We start from the raw sequence: 20,131 nt of genomic DNA on the forward strand, positions 1-20,131 counted from the left end.
GGCACGATCGGGGCGCGCGTCCGCGCACGGCCCCACTCTGCCGACAACGCCAAGCCACGGCAACGCACCACGTCGTGCGGGCCAGGGGCCGCGCCACCGGGCCGCCCGAGGTGCGCCCGAGGTGCGCCCGACCGGGGTGCGCGACCCCGACCGTCGAGGTCCGCGTGCCGGACGATCGCGCTCCGCCCGTCGGACCGCGTGCTCGGGATCACAGGTACCGCCTAGGCTGAGCCCATGGCATCCCCACGCGTGCTCGCGATCGTCCTGGCCGGCGGCGAGGGTAAGCGGCTCATGCCGCTCACCGCGGACCGGGCCAAGCCGGCCGTCCCCTTCGGGGGCACCTACCGGCTCATCGACTTCGCGCTGTCGAACATCGTCAACTCCGGGTACCTGAAGATCGTGGTGCTCACGCAGTACAAGTCGCACTCGCTCGACCGCCACATCACCCAGACCTGGCGCATGTCGAACCTGCTCGGGAACTACGTGGCGCCGGTACCCGCCCAGCAGCGCAAGGGCAAGAACTGGTTCCTCGGCTCCGCCGACGCGATCTACCAGTCGCTCAACCTCATCGACGACGAGCGGGCGGACATCGTGGTGGTGGTCGGTGCCGACAACATCTACCGCATGGACTTCTCCCAGATGGTCGACCAGCACATCGAGTCCGGGTTCCCGCTCACGGTGGCCGGGATCCGGCAGCCGCTGTCGCTGTCCGACCAGTTCGGCGTCATCCAGGCCTCGGCCGACGACCCGCACAAGATCGAGAGCTTCCTCGAGAAGCCGAAGGACGCCGAGGGCCTGCCCGACGCGCCCGACCAGATCCTCGCGTCGATGGGCAACTACGTGATGGACGCCGACGCCCTGCGCCAGGCCGTCATCGCCGACGCGGACGACTCCGGGTCGAACCACGACATGGGCGGCAACATCGTGCCGAGCTTCGTCGCCGAGGGCCGGGCGGGGCTGTACGACTTCACGTTCAACGAGGTCCCCGGGGCCAGCGACCGGGACAAGGCGTACTGGCGCGACGTCGGAACCGTGGACGCGTTCTACGAGGCCAACATGGACCTCATCTCCGTGGTCCCGGTGTTCAACCTCTACAACGATCAGTGGCCCCTGCACACCGGCTACCACGGGCTCGCCCCGGCGAAGTTCGTCTACGGGCACCAGGAGCGCCTGGGCCACGCGCTCGACTCGATCATCTCCCCCGGCGTCATCATCTCCGGCGGCGAGGTCGTCGGCTCGATCCTCTCCCCCGGCGTCCGGGTGAACTCGTGGTCCTCGGTGCGGGACTCCGTCCTCTTCGACGGCGTCCAGGTCGGCCGCAACGCCACGGTGAACAAGGCGATCCTCGACAAGAACGTCGTCGTCGAGCAGGGCGCAACCATCGGCGTCGACCACGAGCACGATCGTGCGCGCGGCTACACCATCACCCCGGGGGGCATCACCGTCGTCCCCAAGGGGATGACGGTCACGAGGTGACGGCGGGCCCCTCGTCGGCCGGCCTGCGGCCGGTTCCGACCGTCCCCGCCGGGGGCGGCACGGCGCTGCGCGTCACGCTCGTCTCCCCGCGGCCCGTGCCGGTCTCGCTCGTCACGCACGTCGGTGACCTGCTCGCCGGCCGGTCCGACGACGTCGCGGCCGCCCACGGCACGCTCGGCCCGCTGCGCACCGTCGGCTGGGCGCTGCGCCTGCCCGGCTCCTCCGGTACGGAGACGGACCCCGACGACGCACCCCGCGCCGACGCACCCACGCCCCTCACCCGCACGGCCAGGGAGCTGCGCGACGAGATCCGCGGCCCGGCGACCGCGCTCGGCGTCGACGTCGCGGTGACCACCGGCGAGCTGGCCGAGCTCGGCCCCGGGCTGATCCTCACCGACGTCGACTCCACGCTGTTCGCGGGCGAGGTCATCGAGCTCGTCGCGGCGCACGCCGGGGTCGAGGACGAGGTCGCGGCCGTCACGGAGCGCGCGATGCGCGGCGAGCTCGACTTCCGCGCCTCCCTCGAGGAGCGCGTGGCCCTCGTCGCCGGCCTCGACGCCGCGGCGGTGCTCGACGCGGTCCGGGCGGCGGTCGAGCTCTCCCCCGGCGCCGCCGACATGTTCCTGCGCGCCCGGGACGCCGGGGTGCCGACCGGCGTGGTCTCGGGCGGGTTCGTCGAGATCGTCGCGCCCACGGTCGAGCCGCTCGGCACGCGGTTCGTCGCGGCCAACACGTTCGAGGTCGCGGGCGACGGCCGGCTCACCGGCCGGACCGTCGGCGAGGTGGTCGACCGGGCCGCCAAGGCCGACCGCGCCAGGCGGTGGGCGGGCGAGGTGGGCGTCCCGATGGCGCGGGTCCTCGCCGTCGGGGACGGCGCGAACGATCTCGACCTGCTCGGTGCGGCCGGCCTGGGCGTCGGGTACGGGGGCCGCCCGGTGGTCCGGGAGAACGCCGACGCGTTCATCACGGGCGACCGCCTCGACACCGCCCTCGCGCTCACCGGCGTGGCGGACGAGGCAGCCGGCGAGGAGTAGCGACCCGCAAGGAGCGACGACCGGCTCCAGGGCCTCCGGCCTGGCGGCCCACCGGCAGGTGCGCCAGGCTGGGTGCGGGACACCGATCTGCGCGAAGGAGCGAGAGATGACCACAGTGGTCCTCGTCGGCACGCTGGACACCAAGCGGGACGAGCACACCTGGCTGCGCGAGCGGCTGCACGCGGCGGGCGTGGAGACCCGCCTGATCGACGTCGGCACGTTCTCCGACGGCGGCGGCATCGCCGACATCGGCTCGGACGAGGTCGCGGCCGCCGCCGGCACGGACGTCGAGACCCTGCGCCGCGCCGACGACCGGGGCGCCGCCATGGCCGCCATGAGCGAGGGCGCGGCCGCGGTCGTCTCCCGCCTGTACTCGGCGGGCGAGCTCCACGCCGTGCTCGCCATCGGTGGGTCCGGCGGGTCGTCCGTCGCCTCCCGCGCGATGCAGGCGCTCCCCGTCGGTGTGCCGAAGCTCCTGGTGACGACCATGGCGGCCGGCGACGTCAGCCCCTACGTGGGCGCCACGGACGTGACGATCATGCCGTCCGTCGTCGACGTCGCGGGCATCAACCGCATCTCGCGCGAGATCCTGTCCAACGCGGTGGCCGCCGCAGCGGCGATGGCGCGCGGCTTCGAGGAGCGGGCGGCGGCCGAGCGCAGCGACGAGGCGCACCTGATCGGCGCCACCATGTTCGGGCTCACCACGCCCGCGGTCGACGAGGCCCGGGCCCGGCTGTCCGAGCTCGGCTACGAGGTGCTCGTCTTCCACGCGACCGGGGCGGGCGGCCGGGCGATGGAGACCCTCGTGCGCGACGGCTTCCTCGACGGCGTCCTCGACCTCACGACCACCGAGCTCGTCGACGACCTCCTCGGCGGCGTGCTGTCCGCCGGGCCCGACCGGCTCCAGGCCGCCGGGGCGGCCGGCCTCCCGCAGGTGGTGAGCGTCGGCGCGCTCGACATGTGCAACTTCGGGCCCGAGGCGACCGTCCCCGAGCGGTACGCCGGCCGCAGCTTCGTCGTCCACAACCCCACCGTCACGCTCATGCGCACCACGGCCGAGGAGATGGCCGAGCTCGGGACGCGCATCGCCACCAGGCTGCGCGCAGCGAGCGGCCCGGTCGAGGTCCACCTCCCGCTGCGCGGCGTGTCCGGCATCGACGTCGAGGGCGGACCGTTCCACGACCCCGAGGCCGACGCGGCGTGCTTCGCCGCGATCCGGGCGGGCCTTGCCGGCTCCGACGTCGCGGTGCGCGAGGTCGACCTCGCCGTCAACGACCCGGGCTTCGGGAAGGGGGCGGCCGACGCCCTGCACGAGCTCATCCGCTCGGCCCGCTGAGGCGGAGCGCACCGACCCGGCCCGGGACGGCGCCACCACCCACGGCGGCCGCCACCTCCGCGACGACCACGACACCCGGCCCCCACCTACGAAGGAGCACCCGCACCATGAAGCGTCAGGACGCCCTCGCCCGCCTGCGAGCCACCGTCGAGTCCGGCCGACCGATCATCGGCGGCGGCGCCGGCACCGGACTGTCGGCGAAGTCCGCCGAGGCCGGCGGCATCGACCTCGTCATCATCTACAACTCGGGGCGCTACCGGATGGCCGGCCGGGGCTCGCTCGCCGGCCTCCTGGCCTACGGCGACGCGAACGCCGTGGTGATGGAGATGGCCCGCGAGGTGCTCCCCGTCGTGCGGGACACCCCCGTCCTCGCCGGGGTCAACGGCACCGACCCCTTCCGCCTCATGGGGCCGTTCCTCGACGAGATCGCCCGCGTCGGCTTCACGGGCGTGCAGAACTTCCCCACGGTCGGCCTCATCGACGGCGTCTTCCGGCAGAACCTCGAGGAGACCGGCATGGGGTACGGGCTCGAGGTCGACATGGTCGCCGCGGCCCACGAGCGCGACCTGCTGACGACCCCCTACGTGTTCGAGGCGGAGCAGGCGGCCGACATGGCGCGCGCCGGGGCCGACGTGCTCGTGCCTCACATGGGGCTGACGACGAAGGGCACGATCGGCGCGACCACCGCGCTGACCCTCGAGGAGTGCGCCACGCGCGTGCAGGAGCTGCACGACGCCGCGAAGGCGGTCAACCCCGACATCCTCGTGCTGTGCCACGGCGGCCCGATCGCGGAGCCGGAGGACGCGCAGTACATCCTCGACCACACCGAGGGGGTCGTCGGGTTCTTCGGCGCCTCGTCGATCGAGCGGCTCCCCACCGAGGTGGCGATCCGCAAGCAGACCGAGGACTTCACGAACATCCGCCTCTGACGGGTGCCGGTGGTCGGCCTGCGATCGGCCGGCGAGCGCTGGCGGGCCGGGCGGTGGTCGCCGGCGCGCGGCTCCCAGGACCTCAGGCCGAAGGTCGCACGAGGGCGCGCAGGTGCGCCGACCCGCCGTCGAGGTCGGCCCACGGGCCGGGGACGTCGAGCACGCACGCCGTGGCCGTCGGCACGCCGAGGGAGACCTGCAGGGCGAGGGAGTCGTTGCGTTCGTCGTGCAGGAACGCGGCGAGCGAGGAGATCGTCGGCTCGTGGCCGACCACGAGGAGCACGCCCGGGTCACCGTCCGTGTCCCGCACGAGGTCGAGCAGGCCGCGGGCGGCGTACTGGTAGATCTCCGGGACGTCGCGGCGCTCACGGACCTCGGCGCCCTGCGCCAGCAGCGTGGCGGTGCTCGCCGCGCGGGCGGCGGTGGAGACGAGTGCGACGTCGATCGCGCCCACCTGGTCCGCCAGCAGCGGGCCGAGCGCGCGCGCCTGGCGCTCGCCGCGCCCCGAGAGCTCGCGCGAGGCGTCACCGGCCCTGCCGATCTGGGCTGCCTTCGCGTGCCTGAGGAGGACGAGCGTCCTCGACATCACTGGCCCATGGCGTGCACGCCGCCGTCCGCGTGCACGATCTCGCCGGTGGTGGCGGGCAGCCAGTCCGAGCACAGCGCCAGCACGGTGCGGGCCGTCGGTCCGGCGTCGGTGTTGTCCCAGCCGAGCGGTGCGCGCGCGTCCCAGGTCGACTCCATCTGGTCGAAGCCGGGGATCGAGGTCGCGGCGGTGGTGCGGACGGGGCCGGCCGCGACGAGGTTGACGCGGATGCCGTCCGGGCCGAGGTCCCGCGCGAGGTAGCGGGCGGTGGACTCGAACGCCGCCTTGGCCACGCCCATCCAGTCGTAGACCGGCCACGCGTAGGAGGCGTCGAACGTGAGGCCGACGACGGCGGAGCCCGGGCCCATGAGGGGCTTCGCCGCGACCGCGAGCGACTTCAGCGAGAACGCCGAGACCTCCAGCGCGGTGGCGACGTCGGGCCACTGACCGCTGAGGAAGTTGCCGCCCATGACCGACTGGGGGGCGAAGCCGATGGAGTGGACCACGGCGTCGAGGTGGTCCACGTGCTCGCGCACGCGGCCCTCCAGCGCCTCGAGGTCTCCCGCGTCCGTGACGTCGAGCTGGACCACCGGCGCCTCGGTGGGCAGGCGCCGGGAGGTCACCTCGGTGAGCCGCATCTGCCGGCCGAAGGAGGTCAGCACCACCTGGGCACCCTGCTCCTGTGCGAGCCGAGCCACGTGGAAGGCGATGGAGTTGTTCTTCAGCACGCCGGTGACGAGCACCGTCCTGCCCTCCAGCAGTCCCATGAGTCCTCTTCTCTGTGTCTTTCGTTCGGGGGGATCCGCGCCGCCGGCGCGAGGGTGGGTCGGGGTCAGTGCCCCATGCCGAGACCGCCGTCGACGGGGATGACGGCGCCCGAGACATAGGCCGCGGACGGCGAGGCGAGGAACTCGACGACGCCCGCGACGTCGTCGATCTCGCCGAACCGTCCGGCGGGGATGGCGCCGAGGTAGGTCTCCTGCTGCGCCTCGGGCAGCACGCGGGTCATCTCGGTGTCGATGAAGCCCGGCGCCACGACGTTCGCGGTGATCGACCGCTTGCCGAGCTCGCGGGTGATGGAGCGCGCCATCCCGACGAGCCCGGCCTTGGCGGCGGAGTAGTTGACCTGCCCCGGTCCGCCGTACATGCCGATGACCGACGAGATGAGCACGATCCGGCCGCGGCGCAGGCGGATCATGCCCTTCGAGGCGCGGCGGGCCACCCGGAAGGCGCCGCCGAGGTTCGTCTGCAGGACGGTGTCGAAGTCGTCGTCGCTCATCCGCATGAGCAGCTGGTCGCGGGTGACACCCGCGTTGGCCACGACCACCTCGACCGGGCCGTGCGCCTCCTCCGCTGCGGCGAAGGCGGCGTCGACGTCGTCGGAGCTCGCCACGTCGCCCGCGAGGGCGAGCGTCCCCTCGGGCCCGCGGCCGGACCGGGAGAGCACCGCGACCTTGTCGCCGAGGTCGACGAAACGCCGCGCGATCGCCTCCCCGATGCCCTGGGAGGCCCCGGTGACGAGGATGCTGCGCGGCTCGTACCCGTTGGTCGCGGTCACGTCATCTCCCCGATGCTTGGCGTACGCACGCGGGCCACGCTAGCCGATCGACCCCGACGGTCCCGACAGCGGTCCGGCCGGCAGGCCTGTCCCGGCCGTCCACCCCCCGTCGGTCCGACGGCCTGACCCCTCCGGCCGACCGCCCGTCCCGTCCGGCCGACCGCCCCGTCCCGTCCGGCGGACCGCCCGTCCCGCCCACCCGTCGGCGCCGCGGCCACCCGCCGCCGGCCCGGCGTAGCCTGGTGGGATGACCAGGGTCCGGCGCACCGATGCCGCACCCGCGACGCACGTCTCGAAGCGCCTGCGGGGCGCTCGCCGCGCCGAGCCCGTCTCCATCACGGCCGCCGCACCGTCCCTGCACGACGACCTCGGCGGGCGGATGCGCCGCTACTGGCTGCTCATGGGGCTGCGGGTCGCGTTCCTCGCCTCGATGGCCGTCGTGCCGCGCCAGTGGTGGTGGCTGTGCATCGTCTGCGCGCTCACCGCACCGCTGCTCGCCGTCCTCGTCGCCAACGCCGGCCGGGAGGGTGGCGGCCCGACCCCCGCCGAGCACGCGGGTCAAGGCCTCGTGCGCCTGGACGCTCCGGACGACGGCCCGGAGCAGACCGGCGAGCCCCGACGTCGGCCGACCTACCACGTGCGTCCCGGGGAGTTCCTGCGATGAGCGGAGGCGGGAGGGCCGACGCCCCGGGCGCCGGCCGCTGGGCGTTCCTGCGCACGCCGCGCTGGCTGGGGCTCATGGCGATGAGCGTGCTCGCGGCCCTGGCGTGCGTGTGGCTCGGCACCTGGCAGCTCGACCGGCACGAGGAGAAGGTGGACCGGCGCGACGCCGTCGAGCAGGCCGAGGCCACGCCCGCCGTGGAGGCCGAGGACCTGCTCGGCGACCTCCTGGTCGACGGGTCCGACACGTGGCGGTACGTCACCGTGACCGGCGAGTGGGTCGACGGCACGACGCTCGGGCTGCGCAACCGGCCCGTGGACGGCACCCCCGCGGTCCACGTCGTCGACCTCCTCGCCACCGAGCTCGACGGGCGCGACGTCGTCGTGCCGGTCGACCGCGGGTGGGTGCCGTCGGAGATCTCGATGTCGCCGGCGGACCTCCCGCGCCCCGCCGACGGGGAGGTGACGGTGACGCTCCGCCTGCGTCCGGCGGAGGGGCCGAGCGACCGGGAGCCCGCAGCGGGGTGGCTCTACGCGATCGAGGAGGACGCGCTGCGGACCTCGCTGGATGCGCTGCCCGACCCCCCGCCGCCGGTCCGGGAGCTCGCGGAGGGGGGCGGCGTCGTCCTCGCCGGGTACGGCGAGCTGCTCGACGCCGACCCGGCGCCGCCCACGGAGCTCCGCGCGCTCCCCGCGCCGGACGTCTCGCTGCGCAACCACCTCAGCTACGCGTTCCAGTGGTGGATCTTCGCGATCGGCGCGCTCCTCATCGTGCCGCTGCTGGCGCGCCGCGAGGTGGACGAGGCCGACGAGGAGCTGCTCGCGGGGACGCCCTACGCGCGCGGTGGCGAGCTCTCGTCGCGGCCGGGGAGGAAGGTCTCCGACGCCGAGGAGGAGGACGCGCTCCTCGACGCCGCGCGATAGTTCCGGCGCGGGCCCGGCCGGACGGTCGGGCGCCGGGTGTGACCGCGCGCCTACGACTCGACGGCCTCGGCGTCAGGCACACGTGCCGCGACCTCGCGGTCGAACCGGTCGAGGACGATGTCGACGAGGCGAGGATCGGGCCCGAGGGGCGCGGTGACGACGTCACCCCCGGCCTCCGCGACGCGGTCGTAGAAGAACCCGGGCGCGAGCAGGTAGGCGAGCACGACCACCCGGCGGCCACCCGACCGGGCGTCCCGCACGGCGGCCGCCACGCTCGGCGTCGCGATCGCCCCGTAGCCCACGCTCACGGGGCCCGCGTGCCTCCTGCCGACCTCGCGGACGAGCGCGTCGACGTCGCGGGCCGCCTCGGGTCGGCTCGACCCCGCGGCGGCGACCACGATCGCGTCTCCGGGCCGGGCGCCGGCCTCCGCGATGCGGTCGAGTGCGATCTCGACGAGACGGGGATCCGGGCCGAGCGCGGGCGCGGCGGCAGCGCGACCGGCCCAGTTCGGCCGCGCACGCACCGCCTCCGACACGTCGACGTTCACGTGGTACCCGCCCGACAGGAGCAGGGGGACCACGACCGCGTCCATGGCCGGCACGCGGCCCCGCGCCGGAGACCCGACGGACATGGCGGGGGTGGAGGCCGCGACGGGCGCGACGACGTCGCGCACCACGTCCGAGACCTCGGGGCGCTGGACGTCGACGAACGCCTCGCGCACCGCGAGGCCGGGGCGCGCGGATCGCACGCCCGAGAGGATCGCGCGGATCGCCGCACGGCCGGCCGGGTCGCTCGTGCCGTGCGAACACCCGATGAGAACGGTGGACGTCATGCCATCTCCAGGGTGTAGCCACGTTTGACGACGGTCGAGATGAGCCCAGGGGCGGCGAGCGCCTCGCGGAGGCGCGCGATCGCGACCTCCGCCGCATGAGCGCTCGTCGCGGCCGGGAGGGCCTCGAGCAGTGCGGCCCGGTCGACGGTCCGGCCGCCGTGGGCGATGAGCAGCCGGAGCAGCTCCCGCCCGCCGGAGGTCAGGGGCACCAGCTCGCCGGAGAGGACGGCGCCGCCCGACCGCACCTCGAGCGGACCGGCGATCGTGGCCGCCGCACGGGGCGAGGGCGGGGAGAAGTGGGCGACGAGGCCGCGGATCAGTGCTCCGAGTCGGCCGCGGTCGGGGATCAAGGGCGTGATGCCGCGGGCCCTCAGCGGACCGGCGGTCACCTCCCCCACGGCGGCCGCCACGAGGTCGCCGCTCGCGTACCGGGCCTCGACCGCCTCCCAGGTCGGCAGCCGTTCGGCGGTGGAGAGCCAGGCCTCGGCCCCCGGCGCGGAGGTGAAGACCACGGCGTCGACGTCGCCGCTCGCCGCGGCGTGCGCGGAGTCCTCCAGGGCTCGCGGGTCGGGCGAGGGGCCCCACCGGTACACGGCCAGCAGGACCACCTCGGCTCCCGCGGCGGCGAGGGCCGCGTCCAGCCCGTCGGCCCCGGCGCCGTGCAGCTGGACGGCGATCCTCAGGCCCGCCACCCCCTCCCGCGTGAGGACCTCCGTGATCTCGGCCGAGGTCTCCGACTCGGTGACCCAGTCGGGCGTCAGTCCCGCCGCCTGGATCGCTCCTCGCGCCTTCGGCCCGCGCGCGATTAGCCTCGTGGACGAGAGCACTGCGGTGAGCCGGCCCGCCAGCCCGTGCGCGTCGGCAGCCTCCAGCCAGGCCCGGAATCCGATGCCGGTCGTGACGACCACGACGTCCGGCGGTCGCGCCACGAGCCTTTCCGTGGCGGCGCGGAGCTCGTCGTCGTCCCAGGTGGGGATCATCGACAGGGCGGCGGCGTGGCGCACGTCGGCGCCCCGGCGCCCGAGTGCCGCCGCGAGGTCGTTCGCCCGGCGGTCCGCGGTCACGACGATCGTGCAGCCGGCGAGCACGGGGCCGAGCTCGGGCCGGCTCATCCGGCGGCCTCCGACTCCGCGACGAGCTCGGGTCGCCCGGCTGCCCGCGACTCCTCGAGTGTCGCGACGGCATCGCCGAGGACGATGAGGGCGGGCGAGGTGACGCCCGCCGCCGCAGCCCGCGCGGCGATGTCCTGAAGGGGCGCCCTGGTGACGCGCTGGTCGACCATCGAGGCGCGTTCCACGACGGCGACCGGGAGCCCCGGGTCCGCCCCCGCGGTGAGGGCCTGTCCGGCGATCCGGCCGAGTGCCGCAACCCCCATGAGGACGACGACGGTCGCGGTCCTCTCCCTCAGGCACGTGAGCGTCGATGGCTCCAGGCCGTCGTGCCCTGCGACGACGTGGACGGCCCCGACCACGCCACGGTGCGTGAGGGGAATCCCCGCCAGCGCCGGTCCGCTCCATGCGCTCGACAGCCCCGGGACCACCTCGACGTCGATGCCCGCGGCCCGGCAGGCCCGAACCTCCTCGCCGCCGCGGCCGAACACGAACGGGTCCCCGCCCTTCAGCCGAACGACGCTGCGGCCCGCGCGCGCGTGCTCGACGAGCAGCGCGTTGATCTCCTCCTGGGGCACCGCGTGCCGGCCGGGCTCCTTCCCGACGTCGATGACCTCGACGTCCGGGGGCAGCTCGTCGATCACGGCGACCGGCCCCAGCCGATCGACGACGACGACGTCTGCCTCCGCGAGCGCCCGTCGGCCGCGGACGGTCAGGAGGTCGACCGCCCCCGGACCCCCACCGACGAGCGTCACCCTCCCGGGCCCGGACCGGCGTCGTCGTTGGTCGACTCCGGACCGGAGCCGGTCGGCGAGGACATCCCTGACGGCGGCCACCCTCCGCGGATCCGAGCTCCCGTCGCTGACGACGCCCACCACGAGGTCGCCGCTGCGCGCGAGGGCGGGAGTTCGCGCCGTCCCTGCGGAGGCGTCGTCGGCGACGATGCACCAGACGCGGCGGCGTTCGGCCGAGCGGGCGATCATCCGGTTGACCTCGCTGTCGTCGGTCGCGGCGAGCACGAGCCACGCCCCGTCGAGGTCCTCCTCGCGTGCGTCCCGGTCGGTCCAACGGCCGGAGACCTCGAGGAGCTCACGCATCTCCGGGACCGTCCACGGCGACACGACGTGGACCCGCGCGCCCGCATCCGACCACGCTCGTGCGCGGCGGGCGGCGACGCGACCGCCGCCGACGACGAGCACGTCGCGGCCCCTGAGGTCGATTCCCAGCAGTGACGTCACGTGACTCTCCGTTCGACGGGTTCCCCGACGTGGACGGCGCCGCCGTCGACCCGGATGCTCCACGCGATCAGGTGGGGCGAGGCGCCCGGGACCGGCAGGGAGCCGAGATCGTCGATGCACTCGCCGGTCTCCAGGTCGAAGACCTGCTTGTACATCGGGGAGGCGACCGTGATGCGGCCGCCGCGGTTGCCCACGACGCCTCGGGACATGACGTTCGCACCGGAGAAGGGGTCGCGCTGCTGGACCGCGAGCACGGTGTCCCCCGCCAGCCGGAACAGCGCGACCTGCTCCCCGTCGACCAGCGCGGCGGCCCCGCGCTCGGGCAGCAGGTCGTCCAGGGTGCACACGCGGATCACAGCGCCGCCCCCTGCCGGTCGTTCGCCGTCGCGGGCCGGATCTGCCCCCGCTCGGTGACATACGCGAGCGTGGGGTCCGCGACGTCCGGCGCGTTGACGAACGACCCGAACCGGCGCAGCTTCTCGGGGTCGTCGAGGACCTCCCGCCATTCGTCGGCGTAGTTCTCGACGTGCCGTGCCATGGCGGCGTCCAGGTCGGCCCCGATCCCGAGGGAGTCCTCGAGGACGACCGCCCGGATCGCCTCCAGCCCGCCCTCGTGCTCCTCGAGCCAGGCCGCCGTCCGCTGGAGCCGGTCGGCCGTGCGGATGTAGTACATGAGGAATCGGTCGATCGTGCGGATGAGGGCGGCGTCGTCGAGGTCCTCGGCGAGCAGCTGGGCGTGCCGCGGGGTGAATCCGCCGTTCCCACCGACGTAGACGTTCCAGCCCTTGTCGGTGGCGATGACTCCGACGTCCTTCCCGCGCGCCTCCGCGCACTCGCGGGCGCATCCCGAGACCCCGAGCTTGATCTTGTGCGGCGAGCGCAGCCCGCGGTAGCGCAGCTCGAGCTCGACCGCCATGCCCACGGAGTCCTGGACCCCGAAGCGGCACCATGTGGAGCCGACGCAGGACTTCACGGTACGCAGGGACTTGCCGTACGCGTGGCCGGACTCCATGCCGTGGTCGACGAGTCGCCGCCAGATGTGGGGCAGCTGCTCGATGCGCGCGCCGAACATGTCGATCCGCTGCCCGCCGGTGATCTTCGTGTACAGCCCGAAGTCCTTCGCCACCTCGCCGATCACGACGAGCTGCTCCGGGGTCACCTCCCCGCCGGGGATCCGGGGAACGACCGAGTAGGTGCCGTCCTTCTGCATGTTGGCCAGGACGTGGTCGTTCGTGTCCTGCAGGCGGGCCTGATCGCCGGACAGGATGTGGCCGTTGCCCTGCGAGGCGAGGATGGAGGCGGCGACGGGCTTGCAGATGTCGCAGCCTCGTGCCCCGGGGGCGCCGAAACGGGCGAGGATGTCGGAGAACGTGTGCAGGTCCGCCACGCGGACGGCGTCGTAGAGCTGGACGCGCGACATCTCGAAGTGCTCGCACAGGGCGCCGGAGACCTCGAGGCCCGCGCGGGCGAGCTCCGCCGACGTGATCTTCTTGACGAGCGGCAGGCACGAGCCGCAGCTCGTGCCGGCCCGGGTGCACTCCTTGACGCCGGCCAGGTCCGTGCACCCGTGCTCGGTGACGGCGGACCGGATCTCGCCGGCCGTGACGTTGTTGCAGGAGCACACCGCCGCCTCGGCGGGCAGGTCGAGACTCACCGCGCCGCCGCCCTCGGGGGCGAGGAGCTGCCCGGGGTCCGCCGGCAGCTCCGTGCCGAGCAGCGGCCGCAGCGTGGCGTAGGGGCCGGCGTCCCCGACGAACACGCCGCCGAGCAGGGTGCGGGCGTCGTCCGAGACGACGAGCTTGGCGTAGGTGCCGGCGACCGGGTTCGCGTGCACGACCTCCATCGCGCCCTCGGTGGTCGCGAACGCGTCCCCGAAGCTCGCCACGTCGACGCCCTGGAGCTTGAGCTTGGTGGCCGTGTCCGCGCCGGGGTAGGTCGCCCGACCACCCAGGAGCCGATCCACGACGACCTCGGCCATCGCGTATCCCGGCGCCACCAGACCCACGCAGCCGCCGTCGTCGACGTTCGCCACGTCGCCGACGGCCCAGACGTGCGGGTCCGTCGTCCGGCACGTCTCGTCGACGACGACGCCGCCCCGCGTGCCGACGTCGAGGCCCGCCGCGCGGGCGAGCCCGTCCCGGGGCCGGTTCCCGGTGGCGAATACGACGACATCGGCGTCGAGCCGGCCATCGGCGAGCTCGACGTGGCCGACCGCGCCCGTGCGGCGCGATTCGCGCAGGCGTGTCGTTCTCGCGTCGACCCGCACGGCTATTCCCATGCCCTGCAGGATCCGCTTCAGCGCCTCGCCGCCGCCGAGGTCGATCTGCGCGTTCATGAGATGAGTGCCGCTCTGCAGGACCGTCGCCTGGGCGCCGAGGGCGGTGAGCGCCCCGGCGGCCTCGAGCCCGAGCAGCCCGCCCCCGATGACGGCCCCTCGCACGGGGCGTTGCCAGCCCCGGATGACCGGGGCCCGGTCCCGCGCGGCCTCCGTCCACCCCCGAAGCGCCGCCACGTCGTCGAGCCCGCGGTACACGAACACGCCCGGCAGGTCGGCCCCGGGGATCGGGGGGACGGCCGCTGCGGCTCCGGTGGCGAGGACGAGCTCGTCGTAGGGGTGCACGCGGCCGAGCCGGTCCGTGACCGTTCGCCGTTCCCGGTCGATCTCGACGACCGCGCAGTCGCGCCTGAGGGTGACGCGCTCGTCCTCCCACAGGTGGTCGTCGCCGAGCTCCAGGTCCCTGGGGTCGCGGCCGGAGAAGTAGCTCGTCAGCTGGACGCGGTCGTACGGTCGTCTCGGCTCCTCGGCGAAGACGCTCACCGCCCACCGACCGGCCTCGTCGCGGGAGCGGAGGGCCTCGACGAAGCGGTGGGCGACCATTCCACCGCCGATGACGACGACGTGGCGGGGCATATCAGACCTCCTCGGTGACGAGCACCGGCGAGCGGGTCTGCTCGGGCGCCTCGGCGGTCGTGCTCATGGGTGCCCGGGAAGCGACGGGCGCGGGTGCGGGCAGGACGTCCGGCCCGTCCGGCGGCTCGGTGGCATGGTTCTTCGGCGCCCGCCCGTAGAGCAGGACCAGGGGGGCGACGGAGAACAGCAGTCCCCCGACGAGGTTCCCGAGCAGGGTGGGGATCTCGTTCCAGACGAGGTAGTCGGTGAGCGTGAAGTCGCCGCCGAGCAGGAGCCCCGAGGGGAAGAGGAACATGTTGACGATGGAATGTTCGAAGCCCATGAAGAAGAACAGCGCGATCGGCAGCCACATCGCGATGACCTTGCCGAGCAGGTCCTTCGCCATCATCGCGCCGATGACGCCGGTGGAGACCATCCAGTTGCACATCATCGCGCGGACGAAGAGCGTGAGCATGCCGGCGCCGCCGTGCTCGGAGTAGCCGACGGTCCGCCCGTGGCCGATGTCGCCGATCGCCTCACCGACCTCGTTCGGCGGCACGGCGAAGCCGTACGTGACGACGATGCCCATGAGGACCGCGACCATGAGCGCGCCGATGAGGTTGCCGACGAAGACCAGTCCCCAGTTGCGCAGCACGGCGCGGGCGGTGATGCCGCGTGTCCGGTCCAGCCAGGCGATCGGGCCGAGCACGAGCACCCCGGTCAGCAGGTCGTAGCCCAGCAGGTAGAGCAGGACGAATCCGATCGGGAACAGCAGGGCACCGAGCAACGAGCTGCCGGTCATCACCGTGACGGTGACGGCGAACGCGGCACCCAGGCTGAGGAACGCGCCGCCCATCACGGCTTTGACGACCGTGTCGGACGTCCTCATCCTGATCTTCGACTCGCCGGCGTCCGCCAGCGAGACGACCAGTTCAGCAGGTCGTACGTACGACATCCGAATGCCTCCACACTCTCCCGGACGGTCCGAGGTGGTCTGGAGGCTATGGAGGGCAGGTTTCGCCCGTGTCACGGACGATCGACGGCGCGTTACGGAGTGCGCTCAGACCCGACCGCCGTCCGGTGAGGCCGCCGCTCGGCGCGCGGGCGCCGCGCCCGTTGCGGCGCGCGCGGGCCGTGCCCGCCTACGCCAGCGTGACGAGCTCGAGGTAGTCGGCCGACCACAGGTCCTCGTCGCCGTCGGGCAGGAGCAGCACCCGCTCCGGGCCGAGGGACTCCACGGCGCCCTCGTCGTGGGTGACGAGGACGACGGCGCCCGTGAACGTCGACAGCGCGCCGAGGATCTCCTCCCGGGAGGCGGGGTCGAGGTTGTTCGTGGGCTCGTCGAGCAGGAGGACGTTCGCCGAGGAGACGACGAGGACCGCGAGCGCGAGCCGGGTCTTCTCCCCGCCGGACAGGACGCCGGCCGGCTTGTCGGCGTCGGACCCGGAGAACAGGAACGAGCCGAGCACCGAGCGGACCTGGGTGTCGGTGAGGTCGGGCGCGGAGCTGCGCAGGTTCTCCACCACGGTCCGGTCCGTGTCGAGGGTCTCGTGCTCCTGCGCGTAGTAGCCGATCTTCAGGCCGTGCCCGGGCACGACCTCGCCCGTGTCGGGCTGCTCGACGCCGCCGAGGATGCGCAGCAGCGTCGTCTTGCCCGCACCGTTGAGGCCGAGGATGACGACCTTGGAGCCGCGGTCGATCGCCAGGTCGACGCCCGCGAACACCTCGAGCGAGCCGTAGGACTTCGACAGGTCCTTCGCCGTCAGCGGGGTCCGCCCGCACGGCGCGGGGTCCGGGAACCGCAGGGCGGCGACCCGGTCCTTCGCCCGGGTGGCCTCGAGGCCGGAGGTGAGTCGCTCGGCGCGGCGGATCATGTTCTGCGCGGCGACGGCCTTGGTGGCCTTGGCGCGCATCTTGTCGGCCTGGGCCAGCAGGGTGGACGCCTTCTTCTCGGCGTTGGCACGCTCGCGGCGACGACGCTTCTCGTCGACCTCCCGCTGCCTGAGGTAGGCGTCCCAGCCGAGGTTGTAGATGTCGAGCTCGCCGCGGTTCGCGTCGAGGTGCCACACGGTGTTGACCGTGTCGCGCAGCAGCTCGACGTCGTGGGAGATGACGACGAACCCGCCCTGGTAGCTCTTGAGGTGCTCGCGCAGCCAGACGATCGAGTCGTGGTCGAGGTGGTTGGTCGGCTCGTCGAGCAGGAGCGTGTCCGCGCCGGAGAAGAGGATGCGGGCGAGCTCGACGCGGCGCCGCTGCCCGCCGGACAGGGTGTGCAGGGGCTGGTCGAGGATGCGGGTGGGCAGAGCGAGCGCCGACGTCATGGCGGCGGCCTCGGACTCCGCGGCCCAGCCCCCGAGGGCCTCGAACTCGGCGTCGAGCCGGACGTACCGCTCGGTGGCCTTCGCGGCCCGGTCGGGGTTGTCGAGGTCGCCCATCTCGCGCTCGGCCTTGCGGAGGCGGCCGAGCAATGCGTCGATGCCGCGGGCGGAGAGCACGCGGTCCCGCGCGAGGACGTCGAGGTCGCCGGTGCGGGGGTCCTGCGGCAGGTAGCCGACGGTGCCCGAGCGGGTGATGTCGCCGGTGTGGACGATGGTCTCGCTCGTGGCCCCGGCGTCGGCCAGGATCTTCGTCAGCGTGGTCTTGCCGGCGCCGTTGCGGCCGACGAGGCCGATCTTCATGCCGGTGTCGATGCGGAAGGTCGCCGAGTGCAGGAGCTCGCGGGCGCCGATGGACACCGAGACGTCTCGGGCGGTGATCATGGGGGCCTTTCGTGGTGCGGGCGTGCCGGCGGAGGTCCTGATCGAGCGCGAGGTGCCGGACGCATGGCCGCAGACCATCGTAACGGCGGGCTCCACCGGATATCGGTCGGTCCCTGTTCCGTGCGGCACCCCCGACCCGCCCCCTCGGTGACGTCAGGGGTCAGGCGTGCTGCATCCCGGAGCACGAGCGCTCGCGCGCAGCGGCCGTCTCGAGCTGGATCGTCGCGTGGTCGAAGGACACCGGGAAGTGCTCGCGCACGCACTCCCGGATGCTCTGCAGGATCTCGGGCGCGTGGCCGGAGACGAAGCAGTGGTCGTCGACGACGACGTGCGCCGAGATCACCGGCATGCCCGTGCCGATCTCGGAGGCGTGCAGGTCGTGGACCTCGCGCACGTGCTCCAGGGCGACCAGGTGGGTGCGCACGTCGTCGAGGTCGACGCCCCGCGGCGTGTACTCCAGCAGCACCCGGCCGGTGTCCCGCACGATCCGGAACGCCCGCGGCACGATGAGGGCGACGATGAACAGCCCGGCGATCGCGTCGGCCCGGTCGAACCCGGTGGTGCGCACGACGACCGCGGCCACGATGACGGCCACCGAGCCCAGCGCGTCGTTGAGCACCTCGAGGAACGCGGCCCGCATGTTGTGGTTGGCCTCGCGCCCGCCCGTGAGCACCGCGAGGGCGGCAAGGTTCGCCGCGAGCCCGACGACGCCGAACACCACGAGCTCGGTGGCTGCCACCTCGGTGGGCTCGAGCAGACGGCGCACGGCCTCGATGGCCGCGTAGACGCCCACGGCGAGCAGGAGCACCGCCTGCCCGAGGGCCGCGACGACCTCCACGCGAGCGAATCCCCAGGTCCGCATCTTCGTGGCAGGGCGCGCCATCATCGTCGCCGCGACGACGGCCACCGCGAGCCCGACGCTGTCCGCCACCGCGTGGGCGGTGTCCGTGAGCAGCGCGAGGCTGCCCGTGACCACGCTGCCGACGAGCTGGACGACCACGATGCCGGCCGTGAGCACGAGCGCGACGACGAGGCGGCGCCGCAGGGCCGGGTCGGCGGCCGCGGCGGCCGAGGCGATGCCGTGGTCGTGGCCCTGGTCGCGGTCGCGCTCGCCGGGCGCGCGCACGCCGTCCCCCCGGGCCCGGCTCACGACGCCACCCCCGACCCGACCTCCGCCCCGGACGCCTCGCGGTCGGGCGCGGTGTCACCCGGGCTCCTGTCGTCCGGGCTCCCGTCGGGGGGCCCGTCGGGGGTCCCGTCGTCGGTCGTCGCGTGGTTCGCGTCGTCGTCGTGGGTGTGGTCCGCCAGCGTGCGCGCCGCGCCCGAGGCGGAGAGCAGGCGCTCGGCGCTCGCGAGCAGATCCTCCAGCGAGCCCGGGTCGCTGATCGAGAACCACGACGCGCGCCCCTCGGCCCGCACCGTGACGAGGCCGCAGTCGCGCAGGCACGCGAGGTGCTTGCTCACGGTGGACTGCGCGAGGTGCATGTGCTCGACGAGGTCCCGCACGCGATGCTCCCCGCTGCGCAGGTGCGTGAGGAGGGCGAGCCGCGCGGGCTCGGCCAGGGCGTGGAAGAGGGCGGCGTGCGCGCCGACCCCCGCACCATTCATCGTCATATGGCGATGATACCACTGAGGGACGATGAAAGCCATGCCCGGGCTCGCTGCCGTCGGACCGACGTGCTGGTTGAGGTCGCCGGCCGTGCGATCCCACCGGCCGTGTCGGACACCGACGGCGCGCCGGCCGGGCCGCCCCCCGCTACTGTTCGGAGGTTCGCTCGGCCCGGACGGGGAGGTCCCGCCCGGTGGCACGCGCGGCGAGGACGGGAAGGAGCCCGCGATGACCTTCCGGGACTCGGCGAGCGGCAGCGGCGGTGGCGAGGGGGTCCGGCGGCGCGGGCGTGGCCGCGGCGGCACCGTGGCGGCCGGCGGCGGTGGGCTCGCGATCGTCGCGCTGGTCGTCTACCTCCTCACCGGGCAGGACCTCGGCGGCCTCATCGGAGGAGGCGGTGGCGGCGGCGCGCCTGCCGAGGAGGAGACGCTCGGCGAGTGCACGGGGGCGGATGCGAACACCGACGTCGACTGCCGGATGGTCCTCACCTGGGGCTCGCTGCACGACGTCTGGGAGGTCACCCTCCCGGAGCAGGCGGGCATCGAGCACCGCCGCCCCGAGTTCGTCCTGTTCGAGCAGAGCGTGGACACGGGCTGCGGGAACGCGACGTCCGCCGTCGGGCCGTTCTACTGCCCGCCCGACGAGAGCGCCTACATCGACACCGGGTTCTTCGACCAGCTGGAGACGCAGCTCGGCGCGGAGAACGCGCCGCTCGCGCAGATGTACATCCTCGCCCACGAGTACGGCCACCACGTGCAGAACGAGACCGGCGTGATGGCGACGGCGAACCGCACGGACACCGGCCCGCAGTCCGACGGCGTGCGCCTCGAGCTGCAGGCCGACTGCTACGCGGGCATGTGGGTCAACCACGCCTCCCGCGTCCCGCAGGAGGAGACCGGCGAGCCCATGCTCGTCGAGCCGACACGTGAGGAGATCCAGGACGCCCTCGACGCCGCCTCGGCCGTCGGTGACGACCGCATCCAGTCCGGCGCCGGCCAGGAGGTGAACCCGGAGACGTGGTCGCACGGCTCGTCGGAGCAGCGCATGCACTGGTTCACGGTCGGCTACGAGGACGGCACCATGCAGGCCTGCGACACGTTCGCCGTCGACCAGCTCTGAGCCGGCACGCAGGCCCGGTCCGGGCCCGCGGGATCGCGCGTGACGGAGCCTCGGCCCGTTCGCGCCGGGCC

At 73.9% G+C, this 20,131-nt stretch carries 19 protein-coding genes; 7 read left to right on the forward strand and 12 right to left on the reverse strand.

The features are described from left to right. Positions 1–234: 234 nt before the first annotated feature. The 4 genes from glgC (at position 235) to ACZLKG_RS07950 (ending at position 4,775) form a co-directional block, all read left to right on the forward strand. Positions 235–1,476 (forward strand): glucose-1-phosphate adenylyltransferase, encoded by a 1,242-nt coding sequence (glgC, locus tag ACZLKG_RS07935; protein WP_425709675.1) that lies wholly within the window; start codon positions 235–237, stop codon positions 1,474–1,476. Then, positions 1,473–2,510: a phosphoserine phosphatase SerB gene (gene serB, locus ACZLKG_RS07940; RefSeq protein WP_463648434.1), complete on the forward strand. Its 1,038-nt coding sequence runs from the start codon at positions 1,473–1,475 to the stop codon at positions 2,508–2,510. Before glgC ends, serB begins: the two co-directional genes overlap by 4 nt. 106 nt (positions 2,511–2,616) lie before the next feature. Continuing rightward, positions 2,617–3,846 (forward strand): Tm-1-like ATP-binding domain-containing protein, encoded by a 1,230-nt coding sequence (locus ACZLKG_RS07945; RefSeq protein ID WP_463648435.1) that lies wholly within the window; start codon positions 2,617–2,619, stop codon positions 3,844–3,846. A 107-nt stretch (positions 3,847–3,953) separates the two neighbouring features. Then, positions 3,954–4,775: a phosphoenolpyruvate hydrolase family protein gene (locus tag ACZLKG_RS07950; protein ID WP_463648437.1), complete on the forward strand. Its 822-nt coding sequence runs from the start codon at positions 3,954–3,956 to the stop codon at positions 4,773–4,775. An 82-nt stretch (positions 4,776–4,857) separates the two neighbouring features. Here the strand turns inward: ACZLKG_RS07950 and ACZLKG_RS07955 are convergent, their stop codons facing one another. The 3 genes from ACZLKG_RS07955 to fabG form a co-directional block, all read right to left on the reverse strand. Beyond that, positions 4,858–5,361 (reverse strand): SixA phosphatase family protein, encoded by a 504-nt coding sequence (locus ACZLKG_RS07955; protein ID WP_463648438.1) that lies wholly within the window; start codon positions 5,359–5,361, stop codon positions 4,858–4,860. Continuing rightward, positions 5,361–6,128: an enoyl-ACP reductase FabI gene (gene fabI / locus ACZLKG_RS07960; protein WP_425709680.1), complete on the reverse strand. Its 768-nt coding sequence runs from the start codon at positions 6,126–6,128 to the stop codon at positions 5,361–5,363. The genes ACZLKG_RS07955 and fabI overlap by 1 nt, the downstream gene beginning before the upstream one ends. A gap of 65 nt (positions 6,129–6,193) precedes the next feature. Next, positions 6,194–6,919, reverse strand: a complete 726-nt coding sequence (fabG, locus tag ACZLKG_RS07965) for a 3-oxoacyl-ACP reductase FabG (RefSeq protein ID WP_425709681.1) — start codon at positions 6,917–6,919, stop codon at positions 6,194–6,196. Positions 6,920–7,166: 247 nt separating this feature from the next. On the opposite strand from fabG, the gene ACZLKG_RS07970 reads away from it, so the two are divergent. Both ACZLKG_RS07970 and ACZLKG_RS07975 read left to right on the forward strand, forming a co-directional pair. Continuing rightward, complete coding sequence (locus tag ACZLKG_RS07970; RefSeq protein ID WP_463648439.1) at positions 7,167–7,583, forward strand: DUF3099 domain-containing protein; 417 nt, start codon at positions 7,167–7,169, stop codon at positions 7,581–7,583. Further along, positions 7,580–8,503 carry an SURF1 family protein gene (locus ACZLKG_RS07975; protein ID WP_425709683.1) on the forward strand — a complete coding sequence of 308 codons (924 nt, stop codon included), beginning with the start codon at positions 7,580–7,582 and terminating at the stop codon, positions 8,501–8,503. The genes ACZLKG_RS07970 and ACZLKG_RS07975 overlap by 4 nt, the downstream gene beginning before the upstream one ends. A 50-nt stretch (positions 8,504–8,553) precedes the next feature. Here the strand turns inward: ACZLKG_RS07975 and ACZLKG_RS07980 are convergent, their stop codons facing one another. From ACZLKG_RS07980 to ACZLKG_RS08020, 9 genes are all read right to left on the reverse strand, one after another. Beyond that, on the reverse strand, positions 8,554–9,336 hold the full coding sequence (locus ACZLKG_RS07980) for a sirohydrochlorin chelatase (protein WP_463648440.1): 783 nt from the start codon (positions 9,334–9,336) through the stop codon (positions 8,554–8,556). Next, positions 9,333–10,448 (reverse strand): uroporphyrinogen-III synthase, encoded by a 1,116-nt coding sequence (locus ACZLKG_RS07985; protein WP_425709685.1) that lies wholly within the window; start codon positions 10,446–10,448, stop codon positions 9,333–9,335. Before ACZLKG_RS07985 ends, ACZLKG_RS07980 begins: the two co-directional genes overlap by 4 nt. Then, the gene (gene cobA / locus ACZLKG_RS07990) at positions 10,445–11,683 is read right to left on the reverse strand and encodes a uroporphyrinogen-III C-methyltransferase (RefSeq protein ID WP_463648441.1); all 1,239 of its coding nucleotides are present in this window, start codon (positions 11,681–11,683) and stop codon (positions 10,445–10,447) included. The genes ACZLKG_RS07985 and cobA overlap by 4 nt, the downstream gene beginning before the upstream one ends. Further along, on the reverse strand, positions 11,680–12,030 hold the full coding sequence (gene nirD / locus ACZLKG_RS07995; protein WP_425709687.1) for a nitrite reductase small subunit NirD: 351 nt from the start codon (positions 12,028–12,030) through the stop codon (positions 11,680–11,682). The genes cobA and nirD overlap by 4 nt, the downstream gene beginning before the upstream one ends. Positions 12,031–12,035: 5 nt before the next feature. Then, positions 12,036–14,594 (reverse strand): nitrite reductase large subunit NirB, encoded by a 2,559-nt coding sequence (gene nirB / locus ACZLKG_RS08000; protein WP_463648443.1) that lies wholly within the window; start codon positions 14,592–14,594, stop codon positions 12,036–12,038. Position 14,595: 1 nt separating this feature from the next. Continuing rightward, a complete protein-coding gene (locus ACZLKG_RS08005) occupies positions 14,596–15,528 on the reverse strand; it encodes a formate/nitrite transporter family protein (protein ID WP_463648444.1) in 933 nt (310 codons plus the stop codon). A gap of 187 nt (positions 15,529–15,715) precedes the next feature. Beyond that, entirely contained in the window at positions 15,716–17,332 is a 1,617-nt protein-coding gene (locus tag ACZLKG_RS08010) for an ABC-F family ATP-binding cassette domain-containing protein (RefSeq protein ID WP_463648445.1), read from the reverse strand. A gap of 160 nt (positions 17,333–17,492) precedes the next feature. Beyond that, positions 17,493–18,482: a cation diffusion facilitator family transporter gene (locus tag ACZLKG_RS08015; protein ID WP_463648446.1), complete on the reverse strand. Its 990-nt coding sequence runs from the start codon at positions 18,480–18,482 to the stop codon at positions 17,493–17,495. Further along, entirely contained in the window at positions 18,479–18,946 is a 468-nt protein-coding gene (locus tag ACZLKG_RS08020) for an ArsR/SmtB family transcription factor (protein WP_463648447.1), read from the reverse strand. Before ACZLKG_RS08020 ends, ACZLKG_RS08015 begins: the two co-directional genes overlap by 4 nt. A gap of 223 nt (positions 18,947–19,169) precedes the next feature. Here ACZLKG_RS08020 and ypfJ point away from each other — a divergent pair, with 223 nt between their 5' ends. Beyond that, entirely contained in the window at positions 19,170–20,060 is an 891-nt protein-coding gene (gene ypfJ, locus ACZLKG_RS08025; RefSeq protein ID WP_463648448.1) for a KPN_02809 family neutral zinc metallopeptidase, read from the forward strand. Positions 20,061–20,131 lie beyond the last annotated feature (71 nt).

The sequence above is a fragment of the Georgenia sp. Z2081 genome (genome assembly GCF_055326445.1).